This window comes from Streptomyces sp. NPDC037288 (genome assembly GCF_055603265.1).
The window spans coordinates 82053-100542 of record NZ_JBVJVY010000014.1; the positions used below are offsets into that span (position 1 = coordinate 82053).

Consider the following 18490-nt stretch of genomic DNA (forward strand, 5'->3'; position numbering starts at 1 on the left):
GCCCGCGACCGTCTCGTGCCGGACGTCGTCGCGGACGGCCTGCGTGTGCTGTTCTGCGGCATCAACCCGGGGCTGATGACGGCCGCGACCGGTCACCACTTCGCCCGTCCCGGCAACCGCTTCTGGCCGGTGCTGCACCTGTCGGGCTTCACGCCGAGGCTGCTGAAGCCCGCCGAGCAGCGGGAACTGCTGTCGTACGGGCTGGGCATCACGAATGTCGTGGCACGGGCGACCGCGCGGGCCGACGAGCTGACCGCCGAGGAGTACGTCGAGGGCGGGCGGCTGCTGACCGAGAAGGTGACCCGGCTGCGGCCGCGGTGGCTGGCCGTGGTCGGGGTGACCGCCTACCGGGCCGCCTTCGGCGACCGCACCGCGCAGGTCGGACCGCAGGAGCGGGCCGTCGGAGACAGCCGGATCTGGGTACTGCCCAACCCCAGCGGGCTGAACGCGCACTGGACGACGGCGACGATGGCCGAGGAGTTCGCCCGGCTGCGGGACGCCGCGCCGGCCTAGCGGGTCAGGGCGGGTCGATGGACGTGACCACCGCCAGCAGCTGGAACGGCAGCTCGTCGTCCCACTGGGACACGCCCAGGGCGACCCAGCGGCCCGTCGGTGCCTTCCACAGGGCCACATCGGGTATGCGGGCGGCGAGCTCGGCCCATGGCTCGTCGACGTCCTCGCCCTCCATGACCCGCGCGAAGGTGCTGGACAGACTGAACGCGTCGGCCGGTCCCCACCGCTCGGCGAGCCGCTCCGCGAGGGCGTCCCGGTCCGCGTCGTACTGCTCCTCCGTCTCCTCCCGTTCGGTGTCGCCGTCCTCGTGGAAGTCGCCGCTGGTCTGTAACTCGGCTATCAGGTACCCGGGCCCGCCCGTGCCGACGTCCGTCCTGCCGTGCTCCGCCGGAAACTCCCGGTCGCACAGCAGGTCGATGAGGGCCAGGCACTTCGCGATGTCCATGCGATCCAGTAAAGCGGGCACCACTGACAATTGGCGTGCCGTCAGGCGTCCCTGCGGTCCAGGGACCACGCCCCGGCCAGCAGGGCGGCCGCCGACCACAGCGCGGTCACCGCGAGCCCGCTCCACGGGCCGAGGGCGCCGTCCCAGGTGCTGTGCAGGGCGACTTGGCCGGCCCGGTCGGGGAGGAAGTCGGCGACGCTTCCGGACAGGTCGCCGATGACGAAGGACACGATCAGCAGGAACGGGATCAGCACGGACAGGGTCGCCACACCGCTGCGCAGGACGGCCGCGAGCCCGGCCGCGAACAGCGCCATCAGCGTCAGGTGCAGGGCGCAGCCGACCGCGCCGCGCAGGCCCTCGCCCCAGGAGGGGCCGGAGGTGCCGAGGATCGACTTCCCGGCCAGCAGGGTGACCAGCCCGGTGAGGAGACCGACGGCCAGCACGGGCAGGGCGACCGCGGCGGCCTTGGCGGCGAACCACCGCAGCCGGTCGGGCACCGCCGACAGGGTCAGCCGTAGTGCGCCGCCCCGGAACTCGGCCGAGACGGCCGTCGTGCCGAAGGCGATCGCGGCGATCTGGCCGAAGCTCGCGCCGAAGAACACCGAGTACAGCGGGTCCGAGCCGTCGGCGTCGGCAGCCGCGAGCGCCGAGAACGCGGTGGTGACGAGGAGCACGGCGGCCAGGCTGCCGACGAGCGGGCGCAGGGTACGGATCTTGATCCACTCGGCGTGCAGAACGGGTGCGAACTCCATGCTCAGGCCTCCTTGGGCAGTGCGGTGAACTCGGCTTCGGCGGCGGTCAGATCGAGATAGGCCACCTCCAAGGTGGCCTCGCGCGCGGCGAGTTCCAGGACGGGCAGGCCCGCCTCGGACATGAGCCGGCCGATGTCGTCCACGCGTGCGTGCCGCACGGTGCGGGATCCGTCCGGGCCCGGGAGGCGACGAGGCCGTGGCGGGCGAGCAGGTCGTCCAGTGCGGCGGGCTCGCTGGTGCGGATCCGGACGTGCGGCCGTACGCGCGCGTGGATGAACTCCCGGACCGGTGTGTCGGCCAGCAGCCGCCCTCGTCCGAGGATCACGAGGTGGTCGGCGAAGGCGGCGGTCTCGCTCATCAGGTGGCTGGAGCGCCAGCACCGTGCGGCCCTCCCCGGCGAGCCGGCGCAGCAGGGTGCGGATCCAGACGATGCCTTCGGGGTCGAGGCCGTTGGCGGGTTCGTCGAGCAGGACGACCTCGGGGTCTCCGAGGAGGGCGGCGGCGATGCCGAGCCGCTGGCGCATGCCGAGGGAGTAGGTGCGTACCCGGCGCCGGGCCACCTGGGCGAGTCCGGTCTCCTCCAGGACGGCGTCGACCCGGCGTTCCGGGATGCGGTTGGTCGCGGCGAGGGCGCGCAGATGGTCACGCGCGCTGCGGGAACCGTGCGCGGCCCGGGCGTCGAGCAACGCGCCCACCCGGCGCAGCGGTTCACGCAGGGCCGCGTAGGCGTGGCCGCCGATCGTGGCGGTGCCCGAGGTGGGCCGGTCGAGGCCGAGGACGAGGCGCATGGTGGTGGACTTGCCGGCGCCGTTGGGGCCGAGGAAGCCGGTGACGCGGCCGGGGCACACGCTGAAGGTGAGCTGTTCCACGGCCCGCCGTCCGCCGTACTCCTTGCTGAGGTCGCGTACGTCGATGCTGGTCATGGCAACAGCCTTGCCGTCAGCGGGTGTCGGGGCCTCCCCCGCGCGGGGGAGGCCCGTTGTCGGTGCCGCCTGCGACGATGGCGTCATGGCCCGAACGATCCGCTTCCTGCGCCCGCTCCTGCGCGGGACGACCCGCTGGAGCGGGCCCGGCTGACCGAGCGGGAGGCGGAGGTGCTGCGGCTGATGGCGCGGGGGCTGTCGAACGCGGAGATCGCGGCACGGCTGGTCGTGGGCACGGAGACGGTGAAGTCGCATGTGAGCGCCGTGCTCACCAAGCTCGGCGCGCGCGACCGTACCCAGGCGGTGATCACGGCGTACGAGTCGGGGTTCGTCGAGCCGGGGTGAGCCGCTCCTGATGCGGAACCCGGCACTCGCCGGGGTGCGCCGGGCCGAGTACGATCCGCCCAACACGCGCGCGAGCTGGGAGGACGGACGGTGGGGCAGCTGACCGGCGGCGATCCCTCGCTGCTGCGAAGGATCAATTCCGCGGTGGTGCTGCACGCGCTGCGTGCCACGGACTGCGCGACGCTCACCGAGATCACCCGGGTCACCGGACTGTCCCGGCCGACGGTGGAGGGGGTCGTCGACGGGCTCATCGAGGGCGGGCTCGTCGTGGAGACGGCCGCCGACGAGAGCACCGCGCGCCGTCAGGGGCGGCCCGCGCGCCGGTTCCGGTTCCGGGCCGAGGCGGGGCATCTGCTGGGCCTGGAGATCGGGCCGCACCGGGTCGCCGCGCTGCTGTCCGACCTGGACGGGCGGGTACTGGGCGCGCAGGCCAAGGAGGTCGACGAGACGGCCACGGCGGACGAGCGGCTCGACAGGCTGCGCGGCGCCGTCGCCGAGCTGCTGCGGCGGGCCGGGGTCGCACGCGGGTCGCTGCGGGCCGTGGGCGTGGGTACGCCGGGGATCGTGGAGGCCGACGGCACGGTACGGCTGGGCACGGCGCTGCCGCAGTGGACGGGGCTGAAGCTGGGTGAGCGGCTCAGCCGTTCCTTCAAGTGCCCGGTGCTGGTGGAGAACGACGCCAACGCGGCGGCCGTCGCCGAGCACTGGAAGGGCGCGGCGGCCGGGTCGGACGACGTGGTGTTCGTGCTGGCCGGGCTGAGTCCGGGCGCGGGTGCGCTGATCGGCGGTCGGCTGCACCGCGGCTACGGCGGGGCGGCCGGGGAGATCGGCGCGCTGCATCTGCTGGGCCGGGAGGTGACTCCGGAGACGCTGCTGTCCACCACCGACGAGCCGCTGCACCCGCTGGACGAGCAGGCGGTCGCCGAGGTGTTCGCGCTGGCCCGGCAGGGCGACCAGCGGGCGCGGGCCGCCGTGGAGCGGTTCATCCAGCGGCTCGTGCACGACGTGGCCGCGCTCGTGCTGGCGCTAGATCCGGAGCTGGTCGTGATCGGCGGCTGGGCGGCCGGTCTCGACGGCGTCCTGGAGCCGTTGCGCCGCGAGCTGGCCCGCTACTGCCTGCGGCCGCCTCGGGTGGCGTTGTCCCTGTTGGGTGAGGCGGCCGTGGCTACGGGGGCGCTGCGCCTGGCCCTGGACCATGTGGAGGAGCAGTTGTTCGCTGTCGACGGGACGGCGACGGGCAGACGCTGACCGTCGATCCGGTGCCGGTCGTCGCGCGACTGCGGGAGCGTCGGGGTTGCTCGCGCGGTTCCCCGCGCCACTGGGTTGGCCGGCCCTGCCCGGCGTTCGGCAAGTACCCCGTGATCAGGAAGCCCGGCGCTCCGGGTCGTGGTGTATTTCCACTCCCGGCGTGTCACCGAAGGTCAGGCGGCAGGTGTCGGCCCGGTAGGTCGCCAGGGAGAGGGCTGCCGTGCGGCCCTCGGCGAAGAAGCGGGTGGTGACGACCAGGACGGGGGAGCCGGGGAGCCGGTCGAGTTCCTTGGCGTCCTCCGCGCGGGCGGAGCCCAGCTCGACGGCGCGGTCCTGGCCCTCGAGCGTCAGGTGCTGGAGTTCGCGCAGCACCGCACGCGCGCGTGCCGGGCCGGACGGGGCGTCGATCGCGCTGAGGTCGGGCACCGCGGCCGCCGGGATGTAGAGCAGTTCGGTGGCGACCGGCTGGCCGTGGGACATCCGGGAGCGGCGCACCGTGTGGACGGGCTCGTCCGCGCCGGTCTCCAGGGCCGTGGCGACGGCCGTGGGCGGCACCGCCTGGTCGCAGTCGAGGGGCTGCCAGGCGTCCGAGGCGGCGCCCGGCCAGGCGTGCTGCTCGGTGCCGACGGCCACGCCCACGCGCGGGGGTGCGACGGTCGTACCGACGCCGCGGCGGCGCTGCAGCCGGCCTTCCAGCTCCAGCTGTTCGAGGGCCTGGCGGAGCGTGGCGCGGGCCACGCCGAAGCGTGCGGCGAGGTCGCGCTCGTTGGGCAGGATCTCGCCGACCGAGAACTCGGAGTCCAGTGCCTCGGTGAGCACGGTCTTGAGATGCCAGTACTTCGGTTCCGGCACCGATTCCAGCTGCGTGGTCCCCACCCTGTCCTCCGCAAGAGCCGTGGTCCGGCGGTTTTTAGCGCCCTTGTTTATTAAAGGTTGTTGCACTTCTCTGCGACCATAGGGCGGCCTTCACCCTTGGTCAAGACCAATCCTGGATCCTCGGGCGCCGTTCAGCCGGCCTGCCGCGGAGCGTTCATGAGGCGTTCGCACGCGCCGGCGTGTGTGACATCGCGGCAAAGCCCCCGTCGCAGGACGGGGGCTCGCGGGGCGCACGGGATTCAGCTGTCGGCGAGGTGCCGCAGCTTGTCCGGGTTGCGGACGACGTACACGGTCGTGACGCGGCCGTCGGCGACGTCCACCTGGAGCAGACTGTCGGGCTTGCCGTCGGACAGCAGCAGCAGCGCCGGGCCGCCGTTGGACTCCAGGAACCGGTACGACAGGGCCGCCTGCAGCTGCTGCTGTGCGACGCCGATGAGGAAGCGGCCGACCTTGTCGGCGGTGTGCAGGATGCGCACCGGCGCCTTGGCCTTGCCGCCGCTGTCGCCGACCAGGCGGACGTCCGGGGCGAGCAGGGACATGAGCCCGTCCAGGTCACCGCCGCCCGCCGCGGCGAGGAAACGTTCGGTCAGCTCGCGCCGCTGGACGGGGTCGACCTGGTAGCGCGGCCGGCGTTCGTCGACGTGGCGGCGCGCCCTCCCGGCGAGTTGCCGTACCGCCGTCTCGGCGCGGTCGAGCAGGACGGCGATCTCGGCGTACGGGTAGCCGAACGCCTCCCTGAGCACGAAGACGGCCCGCTCCAGCGGCGACAGCGACTCCATGACGACCAGGACGGCGAGGGAGACGCTGTCGGCGAGCAGGGCCTGGTCCGCCGCGTCCGGGGCGGCGTCGCCGAACCCGGTGAGGTACGGCTCCGGGAGCCACGGCCCGACGTACGCCTCACCGCGTGCCTGCACCTGGCGCAGCCGGTCGATGGCCAGGCGGGTGGTGATGCGGACCAGGTAGGCACGTGGTTCACGGACCTCCGCGCGGTCGGTGCGGGACCAGCGCAGCCAGGCGTCCTGGACCACGTCCTCGGCGTCGGCCACCCGGCCGAGCATGCGGTAGGCGACCCCCATGAGCAGGGGGCGATGCGCTTCGAAGAGGTCGGTCGCGGTCTCGGTGGTCACCGCCCCATCCCATCCGACACGCGCCGGGTGTGTCCAACCGGAATCGGCCCGTCCGGCGCCGGTCCGGATCACAATGACCGCGGACCGCCGGGGGTCGGCGGCCGGTGACGTGGAGGTGGCCGATGCGGTACGCGGTGCTGGGCACGGGGGAGGTGGGCCGCACACTGGGCGGCAGGCTGGTGGAGCTGGGGCACGAGGTGACCCTCGGTTCCCGCGTCAAGGACAATCCGGTGGCGCTGGAGTGGGCCACGGCAGCGGCGGAGCGCGCCCGCGCGGGCACGTTCGCGGAGGCGGCCGCCGCGGCCGAGGTGGTCATCAACGCGGTCGGCGGCCGGGTGGCGCTCGACGCCCTGCGGGCGGCCGGTGCCGAGCACCTCGACGGCAAGGTCGTGGTGGACGTCTCCAATCCCCTGGCCTTCGAGGACGGCCAGGCGCGTCTGGACCCGGTGGACTCGGACAGCGTCGGCGAGCAGATCCAGCGGGCTTTCCCGCACGCGCGCGTGGTGAAGGCGCTGAACACGGTCAACTGTCAGGTGATGGTGGATCCGGGGCGGGTGCCGGGAGAGCACCACCTTTTCGTGTGCGGCGAGGACGCCGGGGCCAAGCAGCAGGTGACGGGCCTGCTCGGGGAGTTCGGATGGCCTGCGCGGCGGGTGCTGGACCTGGGCGGGATCCGCGCGGCGCGGGCGATGGAGATGTATCTGCCGCTGTGGCTCACCATGATGCGGCAGTTCGGGACCGCGGACTTCAACATCGAGGTGCGCCGGGCGGTTTGACGGCTCCGGCAGCGAGACGTACTCCGACCAGGGGCTACCAGCCGGTAGCAATTGCTGACAAGCTGTCTATGGCGTCCGTCAGCACCCAGACGAGGAGCACCCCATGTCCGCCACCGTCTCCTTCAAGGTCCCCACTCCCCATGGCCCGAAGGACGTGGCCGTGTCCTACGCGCGCGTGGGACACGGTGAACCGCTGGTCCTGCTGCACGGCATCGGCCATCACCGGCAGGCCTGGGACCCGGTCGTGGACATCCTCGCCACCGAGCGCGACGTGATCGCCGTCGACCTGCCGGGCTTCGGCGCGTCCCCGGGGCTGCCGGACGGCCTCGCCTACGACCTGGCGACCACCAACTCCGTTCTCGGCGCCCTGTTCGACGAGCTGGAGCTGGACCATCCGCACATCGCGGGCAACTCGCTGGGCGGCCTGCTCGCTCTGGAACTGGGCCGGGAGAAGCTCGTGCGCTCCGTCACGGCGCTCTCCCCTGCCGGATTCTGGACGGAGGCCGAGCGCCGGTACGCCTTCGCGGTGCTGCTCGCGATGCGGGGCATCGCCCAGCGGCTGCCGTTGCCGCTGGTGGAGCGGCTCTCGCGTACCGCGGCCGGCCGTACCGCGCTGACGAGCACCATCTACGCACGCCCCGCGCGCCGCGCCCCTCAGGCCGTGGTCGCCGAGACACTCGCGCTGGTGGGCGCCGCCGGGTTCGATGCGACGCTGCGGGCGGGCTCCGCGGTGCAGTTCACCGACGCCCTGCCGGGCCTGCCGGTCACGGTGGCCTGGGGCAGCCGGGACCGGCTCCTCGTCCGTCGTCAGGGCGTACGGGCCAAGCAGCTGATCCCGCACGCGCGACTGGTACGGCTGCCCGGCTGCGGACACTGCCCGATGAACGACGACCCGGCGCTGGTCGCGCGGGTCATCCTGGACGGCAGCCGCTGAACCGGCCTGCCCCGGCCGGGCTCCGGGGCCCGGAGAGGGCGGCGGGTGCGGCGCCGCCGGTGTGACGGACCAGGCGCACCGCGCCCGGTCCGTCGGCAGAACGAGCCCCTCGCTGACGACACCGGCCCGGCCACCAGCACGCCACCTCACCGACGCGGCCAGGCCAGCCGCCAGCGCTACCTCACCGACGCGGCCAAGCCGACCACCAGCGTGATTCACCGACGAGGCCCGGGCAGCCACCGGCGTCACCTCGCCGAAGTGGCCGGCCCGGTCACCGGTGTCGCCTCCGCGAGGGGCTGGGCCCGGCCGTCGGCGCGCTGTGTGTGCGCGGATGCGGCGGATCCTTACCGTCGAGCCGGACAGGACGTGCCCCACCCGGCGCGCACCGGCGCGGTCCGCCCGTCCTCCCGCGAGCCGTGCGCGACCATGGCCCCCGGCCCGTCCTCCCGCGAGCGGTGCGCGACCATGGCGCCCCGCCCGGCGACTCGGCCCCAAGGCCCGTTGTTCACTTGGGGTTTCCGTGCGCGCCGCAGCGTCCCAGTAGGTGTGGCTCTGCACACTGGCCGGACCCCGTCCCTGGAGGCGCAGCCATGTCAGAACGTCCGCTCCCCGGCCGCCGCAGTGTTCTGCGCGGCTCCCTCGCCGCGTCGGCGGCGCTCACCCTGCCCGTCGGCCTCGGCGCGGCCCCGGCGTTCGCCCGCTCCGGGCGTCCCCAGGCGGGGTGGGGCGTGCAGGCGGGTGATGTGACCACCGACTCCGGCCTGGTGTGGGTGCGTTCGGACCGGCCGGCCCGGATGATCGTGGAGACCTCGGCCACCGAGTCGTTCCGCAGCCCGCGCAGATGGCACGGCCCGCTGCTGGGCCCCGGCACGGACTTCACCGGCACCACCCGGCTGCACGGACTGCCGTCGGGCGAGCAGATCCACTACCGCGTACTGCTCGCCGACCCGGACGACCCGCGCCGTACCGGCGAGCCGGTGACCGGAACCTTCCGTACCGCGCCCGCCGGGCGGCGTCAGGGTGTGCGGTTCGTGTGGTCCGGCGACCTCGCCGGACAGGGCTGGGGCATCAACGACTCCATCGGCGGTTACCGCATCTTCGACGCCATGGCCAAGGTCGACCCGGACTTCTTCCTGTGCAGCGGCGACAACATCTACGCCGACGGCCCGATCCCGGCCACCGCGACCCTGCCCGACGGCAGCGTGTACCGGAACGTCACCACCGAGGAGAAGTCGCACGTCGCGATCACCCTGGACGACTACCGGGGCAACTTCCGCTACAACCTGCTGGACTCGGCGCTGCGCCGGTTCAACGCCCAGGTGCCGAACATCATCCAGTGGGACGACCACGAGGTCCGCAACAACTGGTACCCGGGCGAGGTCATCGGCACCGGCACGCCGTACCCGGCCGGCACCAGGCTCGACGACCTGGCGCTGCGCTCGCGGCAGGCGTTCTCCGAGTACTTCCCGGTCTCGACCACCAGCGAGCGCCCGGACGGCCGGATCTACCGGGTCGTCCACCACGGTCCGCTGCTCGACGTGTTCGTGCTCGACATGCGCACCTACCGCAACGCGAACTCGCCCGACGACCAGACCACGGACCCGGTGGGCATCCTCGGGCGTGAGCAACTGGAGTGGCTCAAGCGGGAGCTCGCGAAGTCCCGCGCGGTGTGGAAGGTGATCGCCAACGACATGCCGCTCGGCCTGGTCGTGCCCGACCCGGTGGAGGGCAAGCCCGACTTCGAGGCCGTGGCGCAGGGCGACCCGGGCGTGCCGCTCGGCCGTGAGCTGCAGATCGCCGAGCTGCTGCGCTTCATCAAGCACCGGCGGATCACCGGCACGGTGTGGCTGACGGCCGACGTGCACCACACCTCCGCCCAGCACTACGACCCCGCGCGGGCCGCGTTCAAGGACTTCGAGCCGTTCTGGGAGTTCGTCTCCGGACCGCTCAACGCGGGTGCCTTCCCGGTCAGCGCGCTGGACGGCACGTTCGGCCCGGACCGGGTGTTCGTCAAGGCACCCACCGCCTCCAACGTGTCTCCTGCCGTTGGCTACCAGTTCTTCGGCGAGGTCGACGTCGACGGCGACAGCGGCGAGTTGACGGTGCGGCTGCGCGAGTACGACGGCACCGTGCTGTTCACCCAGACGCTCCAGCCGGGGCGGGTCGGCCAGTAGGGAGCCGGGCGGTGCGGGGCGACCCGACCATGGAAAATCCAACAAAAGGGACGGAGCATGCTTTACTCATCGGTCACAAACCGTTCGTGATCACGCAACACCCTTCCTTCACAGTGGCTGCATGACTGCAGACATGTCGAATGTGACCCGGGTGAAGCACGGCCGCCCCGTGCACCACTGGCGGCGGGACCTCGTGGAGCTCGCCGCCCTGTTCACGGCCGTCGCGGTGGCCGACGTGGTGGCGAACCTGGTCGGGCACGGCCCCGACGGTCCCGCGATGCTGGTGATCTCGGCACTCGCGCTGGCCGCGACGGCCGGCTTCCACACCTGGTGGGCACGGCGCCACGGACACGCACCGCCGACCGGTGATACCGGTGCCCGGCCGGCCGCCGAGACGCGGTCGTCCGGGCCCTCGGCGCAGCCGGACGACGCCGCGGACGACGTGGCCGGCGCCGGGGCGCTGTGGCGGATGCGGACGACGGTGAAGGACGAGCCGGGCTCGCTGGCCGCGCTGTGCGCGGTGCTGGCCGAGCGGCGCGTCGACATCCTGAGTCTCCAGACGCACCCGCTGGCCGACGGCACCGTGGACGAGTTCCTGCTGCGGGCGCCCGGCGCGCTGGCGGCGGCCGAGATCTCCCGGGCGGTCGCACTGGCCGGCGGCGCGTCCACCTGGATCGAACGGGCCGACGCCCACGACCTGGTCGACGCCCCCACCCGGGTGCTCGGGCTGGCCGCGCGCACCGCACTGGACGCCGCCGAACTGCCGCTGGCGCTGCGGCAGTTGCTGGGCCGGTGCACGATCCGCTCGCTGCCCGGGACACCGGTCGGCGGTGGCCGCGGGCCGGAGCCGGTGCCGGTCGAGGGCGTGCTGGAGGACACCGTGCTGCGGCTGCCGGCGCCGGAGGGCGGGGTGCTCACCGTGGAGCGGCCGTATCTGCCGTTCACGCCGACCGAGTTCGCGCGGGCCCGGGCGCTGGTGGAGCTGGACAACCGGCTCGGTCCGCGGATCCCGCGCGGCAAGGACGTGCTGACGCTGCCGGAGGGCAACGACATCACCGTCCGCCGGGTCGACACCGGAGACCTGGCCGCCGCCAAGGCGATGCACGAGCGGTGCTCGCCGCGCACCCTCGGGCTGCGCTACCACGGCCCGGTCGGCGACGCGGACCGCTATCTGAACCACCTGCTCAGCCCCCGTTTCGGCCGGACGCTGGCCGCGCAGACCACCTCCGGACGGATCGTCGGCCTCGGGCATCTGCTCTGGGACGGCGACGAGACCGAGGTCGCGCTGCTGATCGAGGACGACTGGCAGCAGCGCGGCATCGGCGGTGAGCTGCTCGACCGGCTGGTGGCGATGGCCGTGGAGGCCGGCTGCGAGAGCGTGTACGCCGTGACCCAGGCGTCCAACACCGGCATGGTCGCCGCGATGCGCCGCCTCGGGCTGCCCCTGGACTACCAGATCGAGGAGGGCACGCTGGTCATCACGGCCCGCCTGGTCACCACAGCGGTCGGGCAGCGCTCGCCGTATGACACCGGCCTGCGCCACGTCGGCGACCCGGCCAAGCGCGACTGACACAGGCCGGCCGCGGCCCGCCTTCGTCCAGGCGCCCTGGCCCGGCACCGCCGGTCGGGCGGGGCCGCGGCCCGGGTCGGCGTCGACGAGTCGGAGCCGTACGCCGGGGAAGCGGGCGAGCAGCGCGGTCACCGAGCAGCCGACCATGCCGGCGCCGACCACCGCGATCCGGTCGCCGATCAGCGGTGCCGCGTCCCCCAGGGCGTTCACGGCGGTCTCCACGGTCCCGGCGAGCACGGCCCGCGCGGCGGGCACCCGTTCGGGCACGACGGTCACGGCGTTCACCGGCACGACGTAGCGGCTCTGATGCGGATACCGGCAGAAGACCGTACGCCCGGCCAGCGCGGCCGGGCCGGGTTCGGCCGTCCGGGGCGGGCCGGTGGCCCCCGGGAGCCCTACGGAGACGGCCGCACCGGGAATCCCCCGCGACGGTGCTCAGCCACGGCGGCGGCGTCGAGGGCCCCACGCCCTCGAGGCAGTGGGGGGCCCAGCTCACCGGCGCCCTCCACCGGCCGCCGACCTCAGCGCACCGCTTCCCGCAGCGGCACCGGCATCCGGGCAGGCTCCCCCAACGCCTGGTCGAGGTCCGCCCACAGGTCGTCCACGTCCTCCAGACCCACCGACAGCCGCAGCAGCCGGTCGCTCACCCCCGCCCCGCGCCGGTCGTCGGCGTCGACGATGCGGTGGCTGATGGAGGCGGGGTGCTGGATGAGCGTGTCGACGCTGCCGAGGCTCACCGCCGGGGTGACGAGCCCGACCCGGGAGATGACCTCGTGCGGGTCGCCGTGCACCTCGAAGGCGATCATCGCGCCGCCGATGCGCGGATAGTGGACGCGGGCCACACGCGGGTCGGCGGCGAGCCTGCGGACCAGTTCGGCGGCGTTCGCGGAGGCGGCCCGCACCCGGACCGGGAGCGTGGACAGCCCCCTCAGCAGCAGGTAGCCGGCCAGCGGATGGAGCACACCGCCGGTGGCGAACCGTATCTGCCGCAGCCGGCCCGCGAACTCCTCGTCGCAGGCGACGACTCCGGCGAGCACGTCGCCGTGCCCGCCGAGGTACTTGGTGGCACTGTGCAGCACCATGCGGGCGCCGTGCTCGGCCGGGCGTTGCAGCACGGGTGTGGCGAAGGTGTTGTCGGCGAGCAGCGGGACCGAACCGCAGGCGTGCGCGACGGCCCGCAGGTCTATTTCGGCGAGGGTCGGGTTGGCCGGGGACTCGACCATCACGAGCCCCGTGTCCGGGCGCAGCGCGTCGGTGATGCCGGCCGGGTCGGTCCAGGTGACCTCGGTGCCGAGCAGCCCGGCGGTGAGCAGGTGGTCGCTGCAGCCGTACAGGGGCCGTACCGCGACCACATGGCGCAGGCCGAGGGCGGACCGGGCGAGCAGGACCGCGCTGAGCGCCGCCATGCCGCTGGCGAAGGCGACCGCGGATTCGGTGCCCTCCAGGCGGGCCAGTGCGGTCTCGAAGCGGGCGACGGTCGGGTTGCCGAGGCGGCCGTAGATGGGAGGACCGGCCGGGTCGGCGCCGTCGGCGGCGAAGGAGTCGATGCGGGCGGCCTCACCACGGCTGTCATGGGAGGGATAGGTGGTGGACAGGTCGATCGGTGGGGCGTGCAGGCCCTGGCGGGCGAGATCGTCGCGGCCGGCGTGTACGGCTTCTGTGGCCAGGGCTCTGGATGCGGTGCGTACGTCGTCGTAGGCACCGGTGCTCGCTGTGTCCATGGGCGGAAGGGTGAACATCGAACGGTTCACGGAATTCGAACACCGTGCTACGTTCGGCCAATGGCCGAATCTGTCGTACTGGATCCGGTGGACCTCCATCTGCTGCGGCTGCTGCAGAACGACGCCCGGACCACCTACCGCGATCTCGCCGCGCAGGTGGGCGTGGCACCGTCGACCTGCCTGGACCGGATCACCCGGCTGCGCCGCTCGGGCGTGATCCTCGGCCATCAGCTGCGGCTCGATCCGGCCAAACTCGGGCGCGGGCTCCAGGCGCTGCTGTCGGTCCAGGTGCGGCCGCACCGGCGGGAGCTGGTGGGACCGTTCGTGGAGCGGATCCGGGCGCTGCCGGAGGCACGGACGGTGTTCCATCTGACCGGGCCGGACGACTATCTGGTGCATGTGGCCGTCGCGGACATGGCGGATCTGCAGCGGCTGGTGCTCGACGAGTTCACGGCACGGCGCGAGGTGGCCCGGGTGGAGACCCGGTTGATCTTCCAGCAGTGGGAGTGCGGACCACTGCTGCCTCCCGGCCACGCCCAGAGCTGAATCCCCGCGAACGCGGGTGACGCGGTGATCCCCCGCGTACGAGGATGGCCGCATGTCTGAGACCAAGAGCCCGCTGCCCCGTGAGGTGGCCGACGCGTACGTGGACGGCCTCATCGCCCTCGACCCGGTGACCGGTACCTACCTCGGTGTGAAGGAGAGTTCGCGCCTGCTGCCCGACTACTCGCCCGCGGGCCAGGAGGCTCTCGCGGAGCTGGCCCGGGCCACCCTGGCCGAGCTGGACGAGGCGGAGCGGCAGCCCGGTGCGGACAGCGACGTGGAGCGGCGCTGCGGGCGGCTGCTGCGGGAGCGGCTGACCGCCGAACTCGCCGTGCACGAGGCGGACGAGTACCTGCGCGCGATCGGCAACATGAGCACGCCGGGCCACGCGGTGCGGGACGTCTTCACGATCACCCCGGCGCAGACGGAGGAGGACTGGGCGGCGATCGCCGAGCGGCTGCGCGCGGTGCCCGGCGCGCTCGCGGGTTACCGCGAGTCGCTGCAACTGGGCCTGGACCGCGGGCTGTTCGCCGCTCCGCGGCCGACCGCGACGTACATCGAGCAGCTCACCGAGTGGACGGACACCGACGGCAAGGGCCGCGGCTGGTACGAGGACTTCGCCGCCGCCGGGCCCGAGGCGCTGCGCACCGAGCTGGACGAGGCGGCCCGCGCGGCGACCGGCGCCCTGGTCCAGCTGCGGGACTGGCTGCGGGACGTGTACGCGCCGGTGATCGGGGACGCGCCGAACACGGTGGGCCGCGAGCGGTACGCGCGCTGGTCCCGCTACTTCAACGGCACCGATCTGGACCTGGACGAGGCGTACGCGTACGGCTGGTCGGAGTTCCACCGGATCCTCGGCGAGATGAAGCAGGAGGCGGAGAAGATCCTGCCCGGCGCCGGGACGCCCTGGGTGGCGCTCGCGCACCTGGACGAGCACGGCCGGCACATCGAGGGCGTGGACGAGGTCCGTGAGTGGCTGCAGGGCCTGATGGACAAGGCCATCGAGGACCTGGACGGCTCGCACTTCGAACTCGCCGAGCGGGTGCGGAAGGTGGAGTCCTGCATCGCCCCGCCCGGCGGCGCGGCGGCCCCCTACTACACGGCACCGACGGAGGACTTCTCACGGCCCGGCCGCACCTGGCTGCCCACGATGGGCGAGACCCGCTTCCCGGTCTACGACCTCGTCTCGACCTGGTATCACGAGGGCGTGCCCGGCCACCACCTGCAGCTCGCGCAGTGGGCGCACGTCGCGCAGAACCTCTCCCGCTACCAGGCGACGGTCGGCGGGGTGAGCGCCAACGCCGAGGGCTGGGCGCTGTACGCGGAACGGCTGATGGACGAGCTGGGCTACCTCACCGACCCCGAGGAGCGGCTCGGCTACCTGGACGCGCAGATGATGCGGGCGGCCCGGGTGATCGTGGACATCGGCATGCATCTGCAGCTGGAGATCCCCGCCGACTCGCCGTTCCACCCCGGGGAGCGGTGGACGCCGGAGCTGGCGCAGGAGTTCTTCGCCGCGCACAGCAGCCGGCCGGCCGACTTCGTGGAGAGCGAGCTGACCCGCTACCTGACGATTCCGGGCCAGGCGATCGGCTACAAGCTCGGTGAGCGGGCATGGCTGCTGGGCCGGGAGAGGGCACGCGAGCGGCACGGTGACGCGTTCGACCTGAAGGCCTGGCACATGGCCGCGCTGTCGCAGGGTTCGCTGGGGCTGGACGACCTGGTGGACGAGCTGGCCCGGCTCTGACGGCCCGGCGCCGGGCATGGCTGCCGGAACCTGACGGCTCGGAGCTCCGGAGCGGGCACGGCCGAGTTGGAACCCGCTCCGGCCCGACCGCAGACCACCCCGCCGCGCCCACTCCGGAGGCGAGCGCACCGGGTCCCCGATCTCCGGTCGGCCGGCCCCGGCCTTGGAGATGCCCCTCTCGGTGCCGGGCTGTCCCGCCGGACGGCACCCTCGGCCGTACAGCCGTCTCCCGGTGGCGCAGGCGACCGGGCGGCGGCTAGCTGGTGCCAGAGGCGACGCGGAGGAGGCGGCCGGGATGCAGCAGGGGCAGCGGCAGAGGGTGCTGGAGACACCGCGGGCCGCGGGCCTGGCGGGAGTGGTGTTCGCGCTGCTGCTCGCGGCGGCGATCGTCCTGGTGCGGCTGAGCATCCCCGACGGGACCACGGTCACGGCTCGCGCGTTCACGGACTCCGGGCGCCGTGGCGCCCTGCGTGTGGCCCTCGCGCTCGTGCCCTTCGCCGGCATCTTCTTCCTGTGGTTCATCGGCGCGGTACGGGCGCACGTCGGCGCGGCCGAGGACAAGTTCCTCGCCACCGTCCTCCTCGGCAGCGGACTCGTCTTCACCGCCTCGATCTACGGCGCCGCCGCCGCCGCGAGCGCCGTCCTCGCGGTCGCACACCCCGCCGGCACGACGCCCGACCTGTCCACCTGGGACTTCGGCCGTCACCTCGCGTACACACTGATGAACCAGTACGCCACGCGCATGGCGGCCGTCTTCGTCACCTCCATGTCGGTGATCGGCCACCGCCTGGGCGCCCTGCCCCGCTGGCTGTCGGTGCTGGGCTTCCTGACCGCCCTCACGCTGCTCTTCGTCGCGTCCACCGTGCACTGGGCGGAGCTGGTCTTCCCCGCGTGGTCGCTGGTGCTCAGCGTGCACATCATCCTGGCGGGCGGTCGCGACAGGGGCCGCACCGCGGCCGACCCGTGACGGACCGCCGCCGGCGGCACCCCTGAGGACGGCACGGCCGACGGCCCGAATGGGTTTGCCGACGGGCGGTGCCGCCGCGTCCCGCTCATGCTGGCAGGCGGGACATGACCGCCGTCCGGGACTGCCGCGCGACACGGCCGGCGCCACCGGACCTGGCCACCGGAAGGGCGGAGCGTCGATGAGGCTCGTCGTCGATCTCAACAAATGCCAGGGGTACGCCCAGTGCGCGTTCCTCGCTCCCGATGTCTTCGCCATGCACGGCGACGAGTCACTGGTCTACAACCCGCACGCACCCGAGGAGCAGCGGGAGCGGCTGGCCCGCGCCGTCGCCGCCTGCCCGGTACAGGCGATCACGGCGGACGGTCTGGACGACGCCGGGACCGAGCCGGGGGCCGGGGCCGCCCAGGGGGCCTCCGATGGCCGCTGACCCTGTGGACCGGCTCAGGCGCGAGGGCCGTATCGTCATCGTGGGCGCCTCGCTGGCGGGTCTGCGGGCCGCCGAGACGTTGCGCGCCGAGGGCTTCACCGGTGAGCTGACCCTGATCGGTGACGAGCCGTACGAGCCGTACGACCGGCCGCCGCTGTCCAAGTCCGTCCTGCTGGGCATGGCGTCCCCGCGCCACACCGAGCTGCCGCACCGCCGGGAGATCGACGCCAAGTGGCGGCTCGGTGTCCCCGCGACCGGTCTGGACCTGACGGCCAAGCGGGTCCGGCTGGCCGACGGGGACGAGGTGGAGTACGACCGGCTGCTCATCGCGACCGGCGTCCGCGCCCGGCCCTGGCCGAAGGAGGAGGAGGCCCGGCTGGACGGTGTCTGCCTGCTGCGCACACGGGACGACGCCGCCGATCTGTACCAGCGGCTCAAGGCCGGGCCGCGCCGGGTGTTCATCATCGGCGCGGGCTTCGCCGGTTCGGAGGTCGCGTCGGCCTGCCGGGAGATGGGTCTGCCGGTCACCGTGGCGGAGCGCGCGGGCGCGCCGCTGGTGGGCGCGCTCGGCGGAGTGATCGGCGCGGTCGCCGCCGACCTGCAGCTGGAGAACGGCGTGGATCTGCGCACCCATGTCACGGTGACCTCGCTGGAGGGCGACTCGACGGGCAGGGTGCGGGCCGTCCACCTGTCCGACGAGAGCGTCGTCCAGGCGGACGTGGTCGTGGTCTCGCTGGGCTCGGTGCGCAACACCGACTGGCTGACCGGATCGGGGCTGGGCGCCGGGCCCCGGGGCATCGCCTGTGACGCGGGCTGCCGGGCCTTCGACTTCCGGGGCATCGTCACGGACGACGTCTTCGTGGCCGGTGACGTCGCGCGCTCGCCGCACGCGCTGTTCGGCTACCAGTTCCTCTCGCTCGAGCACTGGGGCAACGCCGTCGCCCAGGCGGAGACCGCCGCGCACAACATGATCTGCCACGGCGCCGACCGGCGCCCGCACCTGTGGATGCCCGCCTTCTGGTCGTCGATGTTCGGCGTGAACATCAAGTCGGTCGGCGTGCCGCCCATGGGCGACCAGATCATGATCACTCAGGGTTCGCTCGCCGAGCGCCGGTTCGTCGGCGTGTACGGCTACGAGGGCCGCATGATCGCCGCCGTGACCTTCGACAACACCCGGTGGCTGGAGTTCTACGCGCGGCAGATCGAGCGGGGCGCGCCCTTCCCGGTGGAGTTCCCGACGATGGACCGGCGTCCCGAGGGCCGGCAGCCGGTGCCGGCCGACTTCCCCGACCCGTCTCTGCCGACCCACGGCCCGACCGTGACCCTCAGTGGCTACTCACCGGCCGACCAGCAGCTGGTCTTCCACCCCGCCCGCCACTGACCGCCGCCCGGCCCCGACGCT

At 73.4% G+C, this 18490-nt stretch carries 16 protein-coding genes and 3 pseudogenes; 12 read left to right on the forward strand and 7 right to left on the reverse strand.

Annotated features, from left to right (window positions below):
• Positions 1-15: 15 nt before the first annotated feature.
• Positions 16-513 (forward strand): G/U mismatch-specific DNA glycosylase, encoded by a 498-nt coding sequence (gene mug, locus ACZ7GZ_RS18485; RefSeq protein ID WP_471025218.1) that lies wholly within the window; start codon positions 16-18, stop codon positions 511-513.
• A 4-nt stretch (positions 514-517) separates the two neighbouring features.
• On the opposite strand, the gene ACZ7GZ_RS18490 is transcribed toward mug, so the two are convergent.
• The 3 genes and pseudogenes from ACZ7GZ_RS18490 to ACZ7GZ_RS18500 all read right to left on the reverse strand — a co-directional run bounded on the left by ACZ7GZ_RS18490 (position 518) and on the right by ACZ7GZ_RS18500 (position 2633).
• On the reverse strand, positions 518-958 hold the full coding sequence (locus ACZ7GZ_RS18490) for a hypothetical protein (RefSeq protein ID WP_471025220.1): 441 nt from the start codon (positions 956-958) through the stop codon (positions 518-520).
• A gap of 41 nt (positions 959-999) precedes the next feature.
• Complete coding sequence (locus tag ACZ7GZ_RS18495) at positions 1000-1710, reverse strand: ABC transporter permease (RefSeq protein ID WP_471025222.1); 711 nt, start codon at positions 1708-1710, stop codon at positions 1000-1002.
• A gap of 2 nt (positions 1711-1712) precedes the next feature.
• Positions 1713-2633, reverse strand: a pseudogene (locus ACZ7GZ_RS18500) (ATP-binding cassette domain-containing protein).
• A gap of 135 nt (positions 2634-2768) precedes the next feature.
• Between ACZ7GZ_RS18500 and ACZ7GZ_RS18505 the strand changes: the two are divergent.
• Together ACZ7GZ_RS18505 and ACZ7GZ_RS18510 are read left to right on the forward strand one after the other, a co-directional pair.
• Positions 2769-2978 (forward strand): annotated as a pseudogene (locus ACZ7GZ_RS18505) (response regulator transcription factor); the annotation flags it as partial.
• Between the two features lie 90 nt (positions 2979-3068).
• On the forward strand, positions 3069-4226 hold the full coding sequence (locus ACZ7GZ_RS18510) for an ROK family transcriptional regulator (protein WP_471025224.1): 1158 nt from the start codon (positions 3069-3071) through the stop codon (positions 4224-4226).
• Between the two features lie 114 nt (positions 4227-4340).
• On the opposite strand, the gene ACZ7GZ_RS18515 is transcribed toward ACZ7GZ_RS18510, so the two are convergent.
• The gene (locus tag ACZ7GZ_RS18515) at positions 4341-5102 is read right to left on the reverse strand and encodes a GntR family transcriptional regulator (protein ID WP_471025226.1); all 762 of its coding nucleotides are present in this window, start codon (positions 5100-5102) and stop codon (positions 4341-4343) included.
• A gap of 239 nt (positions 5103-5341) precedes the next feature.
• Positions 5342-6229 (reverse strand): RNA polymerase sigma-70 factor, encoded by an 888-nt coding sequence (locus tag ACZ7GZ_RS18520; protein WP_471025228.1) that lies wholly within the window; start codon positions 6227-6229, stop codon positions 5342-5344.
• A 122-nt stretch (positions 6230-6351) separates the two neighbouring features.
• Here ACZ7GZ_RS18520 and ACZ7GZ_RS18525 point away from each other — a divergent pair, with 122 nt between their 5' ends.
• The 4 genes from ACZ7GZ_RS18525 (at position 6352) to ACZ7GZ_RS18540 (ending at position 11683) form a co-directional block, all read left to right on the forward strand.
• A complete protein-coding gene (locus ACZ7GZ_RS18525; RefSeq protein WP_471025229.1) occupies positions 6352-7005 on the forward strand; it encodes an NADPH-dependent F420 reductase in 654 nt (217 codons plus the stop codon).
• A 103-nt stretch (positions 7006-7108) separates the two neighbouring features.
• Positions 7109-7939 carry an alpha/beta fold hydrolase gene (locus ACZ7GZ_RS18530; protein ID WP_471025231.1) on the forward strand — a complete coding sequence of 277 codons (831 nt, stop codon included), beginning with the start codon at positions 7109-7111 and terminating at the stop codon, positions 7937-7939.
• 590 nt (positions 7940-8529) lie between these two features.
• Positions 8530-10113 (forward strand): alkaline phosphatase D family protein, encoded by a 1584-nt coding sequence (locus ACZ7GZ_RS18535; protein ID WP_471025233.1) that lies wholly within the window; start codon positions 8530-8532, stop codon positions 10111-10113.
• A 121-nt stretch (positions 10114-10234) separates the two neighbouring features.
• The gene (locus ACZ7GZ_RS18540; protein ID WP_471025235.1) at positions 10235-11683 is read left to right on the forward strand and encodes a GNAT family N-acetyltransferase; all 1449 of its coding nucleotides are present in this window, start codon (positions 10235-10237) and stop codon (positions 11681-11683) included.
• A 45-nt stretch (positions 11684-11728) separates the two neighbouring features.
• Here ACZ7GZ_RS18540 and ACZ7GZ_RS18545 read toward each other — a convergent pair.
• Both ACZ7GZ_RS18545 and ACZ7GZ_RS18550 read right to left on the reverse strand, forming a co-directional pair.
• Positions 11729-12043 (reverse strand): annotated as a pseudogene (locus tag ACZ7GZ_RS18545) (dehydrogenase); the annotation flags it as partial.
• 161 nt (positions 12044-12204) lie between these two features.
• Positions 12205-13404: a trans-sulfuration enzyme family protein gene (locus ACZ7GZ_RS18550; RefSeq protein WP_471025237.1), complete on the reverse strand. Its 1200-nt coding sequence runs from the start codon at positions 13402-13404 to the stop codon at positions 12205-12207.
• A gap of 60 nt (positions 13405-13464) precedes the next feature.
• Here ACZ7GZ_RS18550 and ACZ7GZ_RS18555 point away from each other — a divergent pair, with 60 nt between their 5' ends.
• The 5 genes from ACZ7GZ_RS18555 (at position 13465) to ACZ7GZ_RS18575 (ending at position 18469) form a co-directional block, all read left to right on the forward strand.
• Positions 13465-13950, forward strand: a complete 486-nt coding sequence (locus ACZ7GZ_RS18555) for an Lrp/AsnC family transcriptional regulator (RefSeq protein ID WP_471025239.1) — start codon at positions 13465-13467, stop codon at positions 13948-13950.
• A gap of 52 nt (positions 13951-14002) precedes the next feature.
• The gene (locus ACZ7GZ_RS18560; RefSeq protein ID WP_471025241.1) at positions 14003-15694 is read left to right on the forward strand and encodes a DUF885 domain-containing protein; all 1692 of its coding nucleotides are present in this window, start codon (positions 14003-14005) and stop codon (positions 15692-15694) included.
• Between the two features lie 295 nt (positions 15695-15989).
• The gene (locus ACZ7GZ_RS18565) at positions 15990-16661 is read left to right on the forward strand and encodes a hypothetical protein (protein WP_471025243.1); all 672 of its coding nucleotides are present in this window, start codon (positions 15990-15992) and stop codon (positions 16659-16661) included.
• A 178-nt stretch (positions 16662-16839) separates the two neighbouring features.
• A complete protein-coding gene (locus ACZ7GZ_RS18570) occupies positions 16840-17088 on the forward strand; it encodes a ferredoxin (protein WP_471025245.1) in 249 nt (82 codons plus the stop codon).
• Positions 17078-18469, forward strand: a complete 1392-nt coding sequence (locus ACZ7GZ_RS18575) for an NAD(P)/FAD-dependent oxidoreductase (protein WP_471025247.1) — start codon at positions 17078-17080, stop codon at positions 18467-18469. The genes ACZ7GZ_RS18570 and ACZ7GZ_RS18575 overlap by 11 nt, the downstream gene beginning before the upstream one ends.
• The last annotated feature ends 21 nt before the right edge of the window (positions 18470-18490 follow it).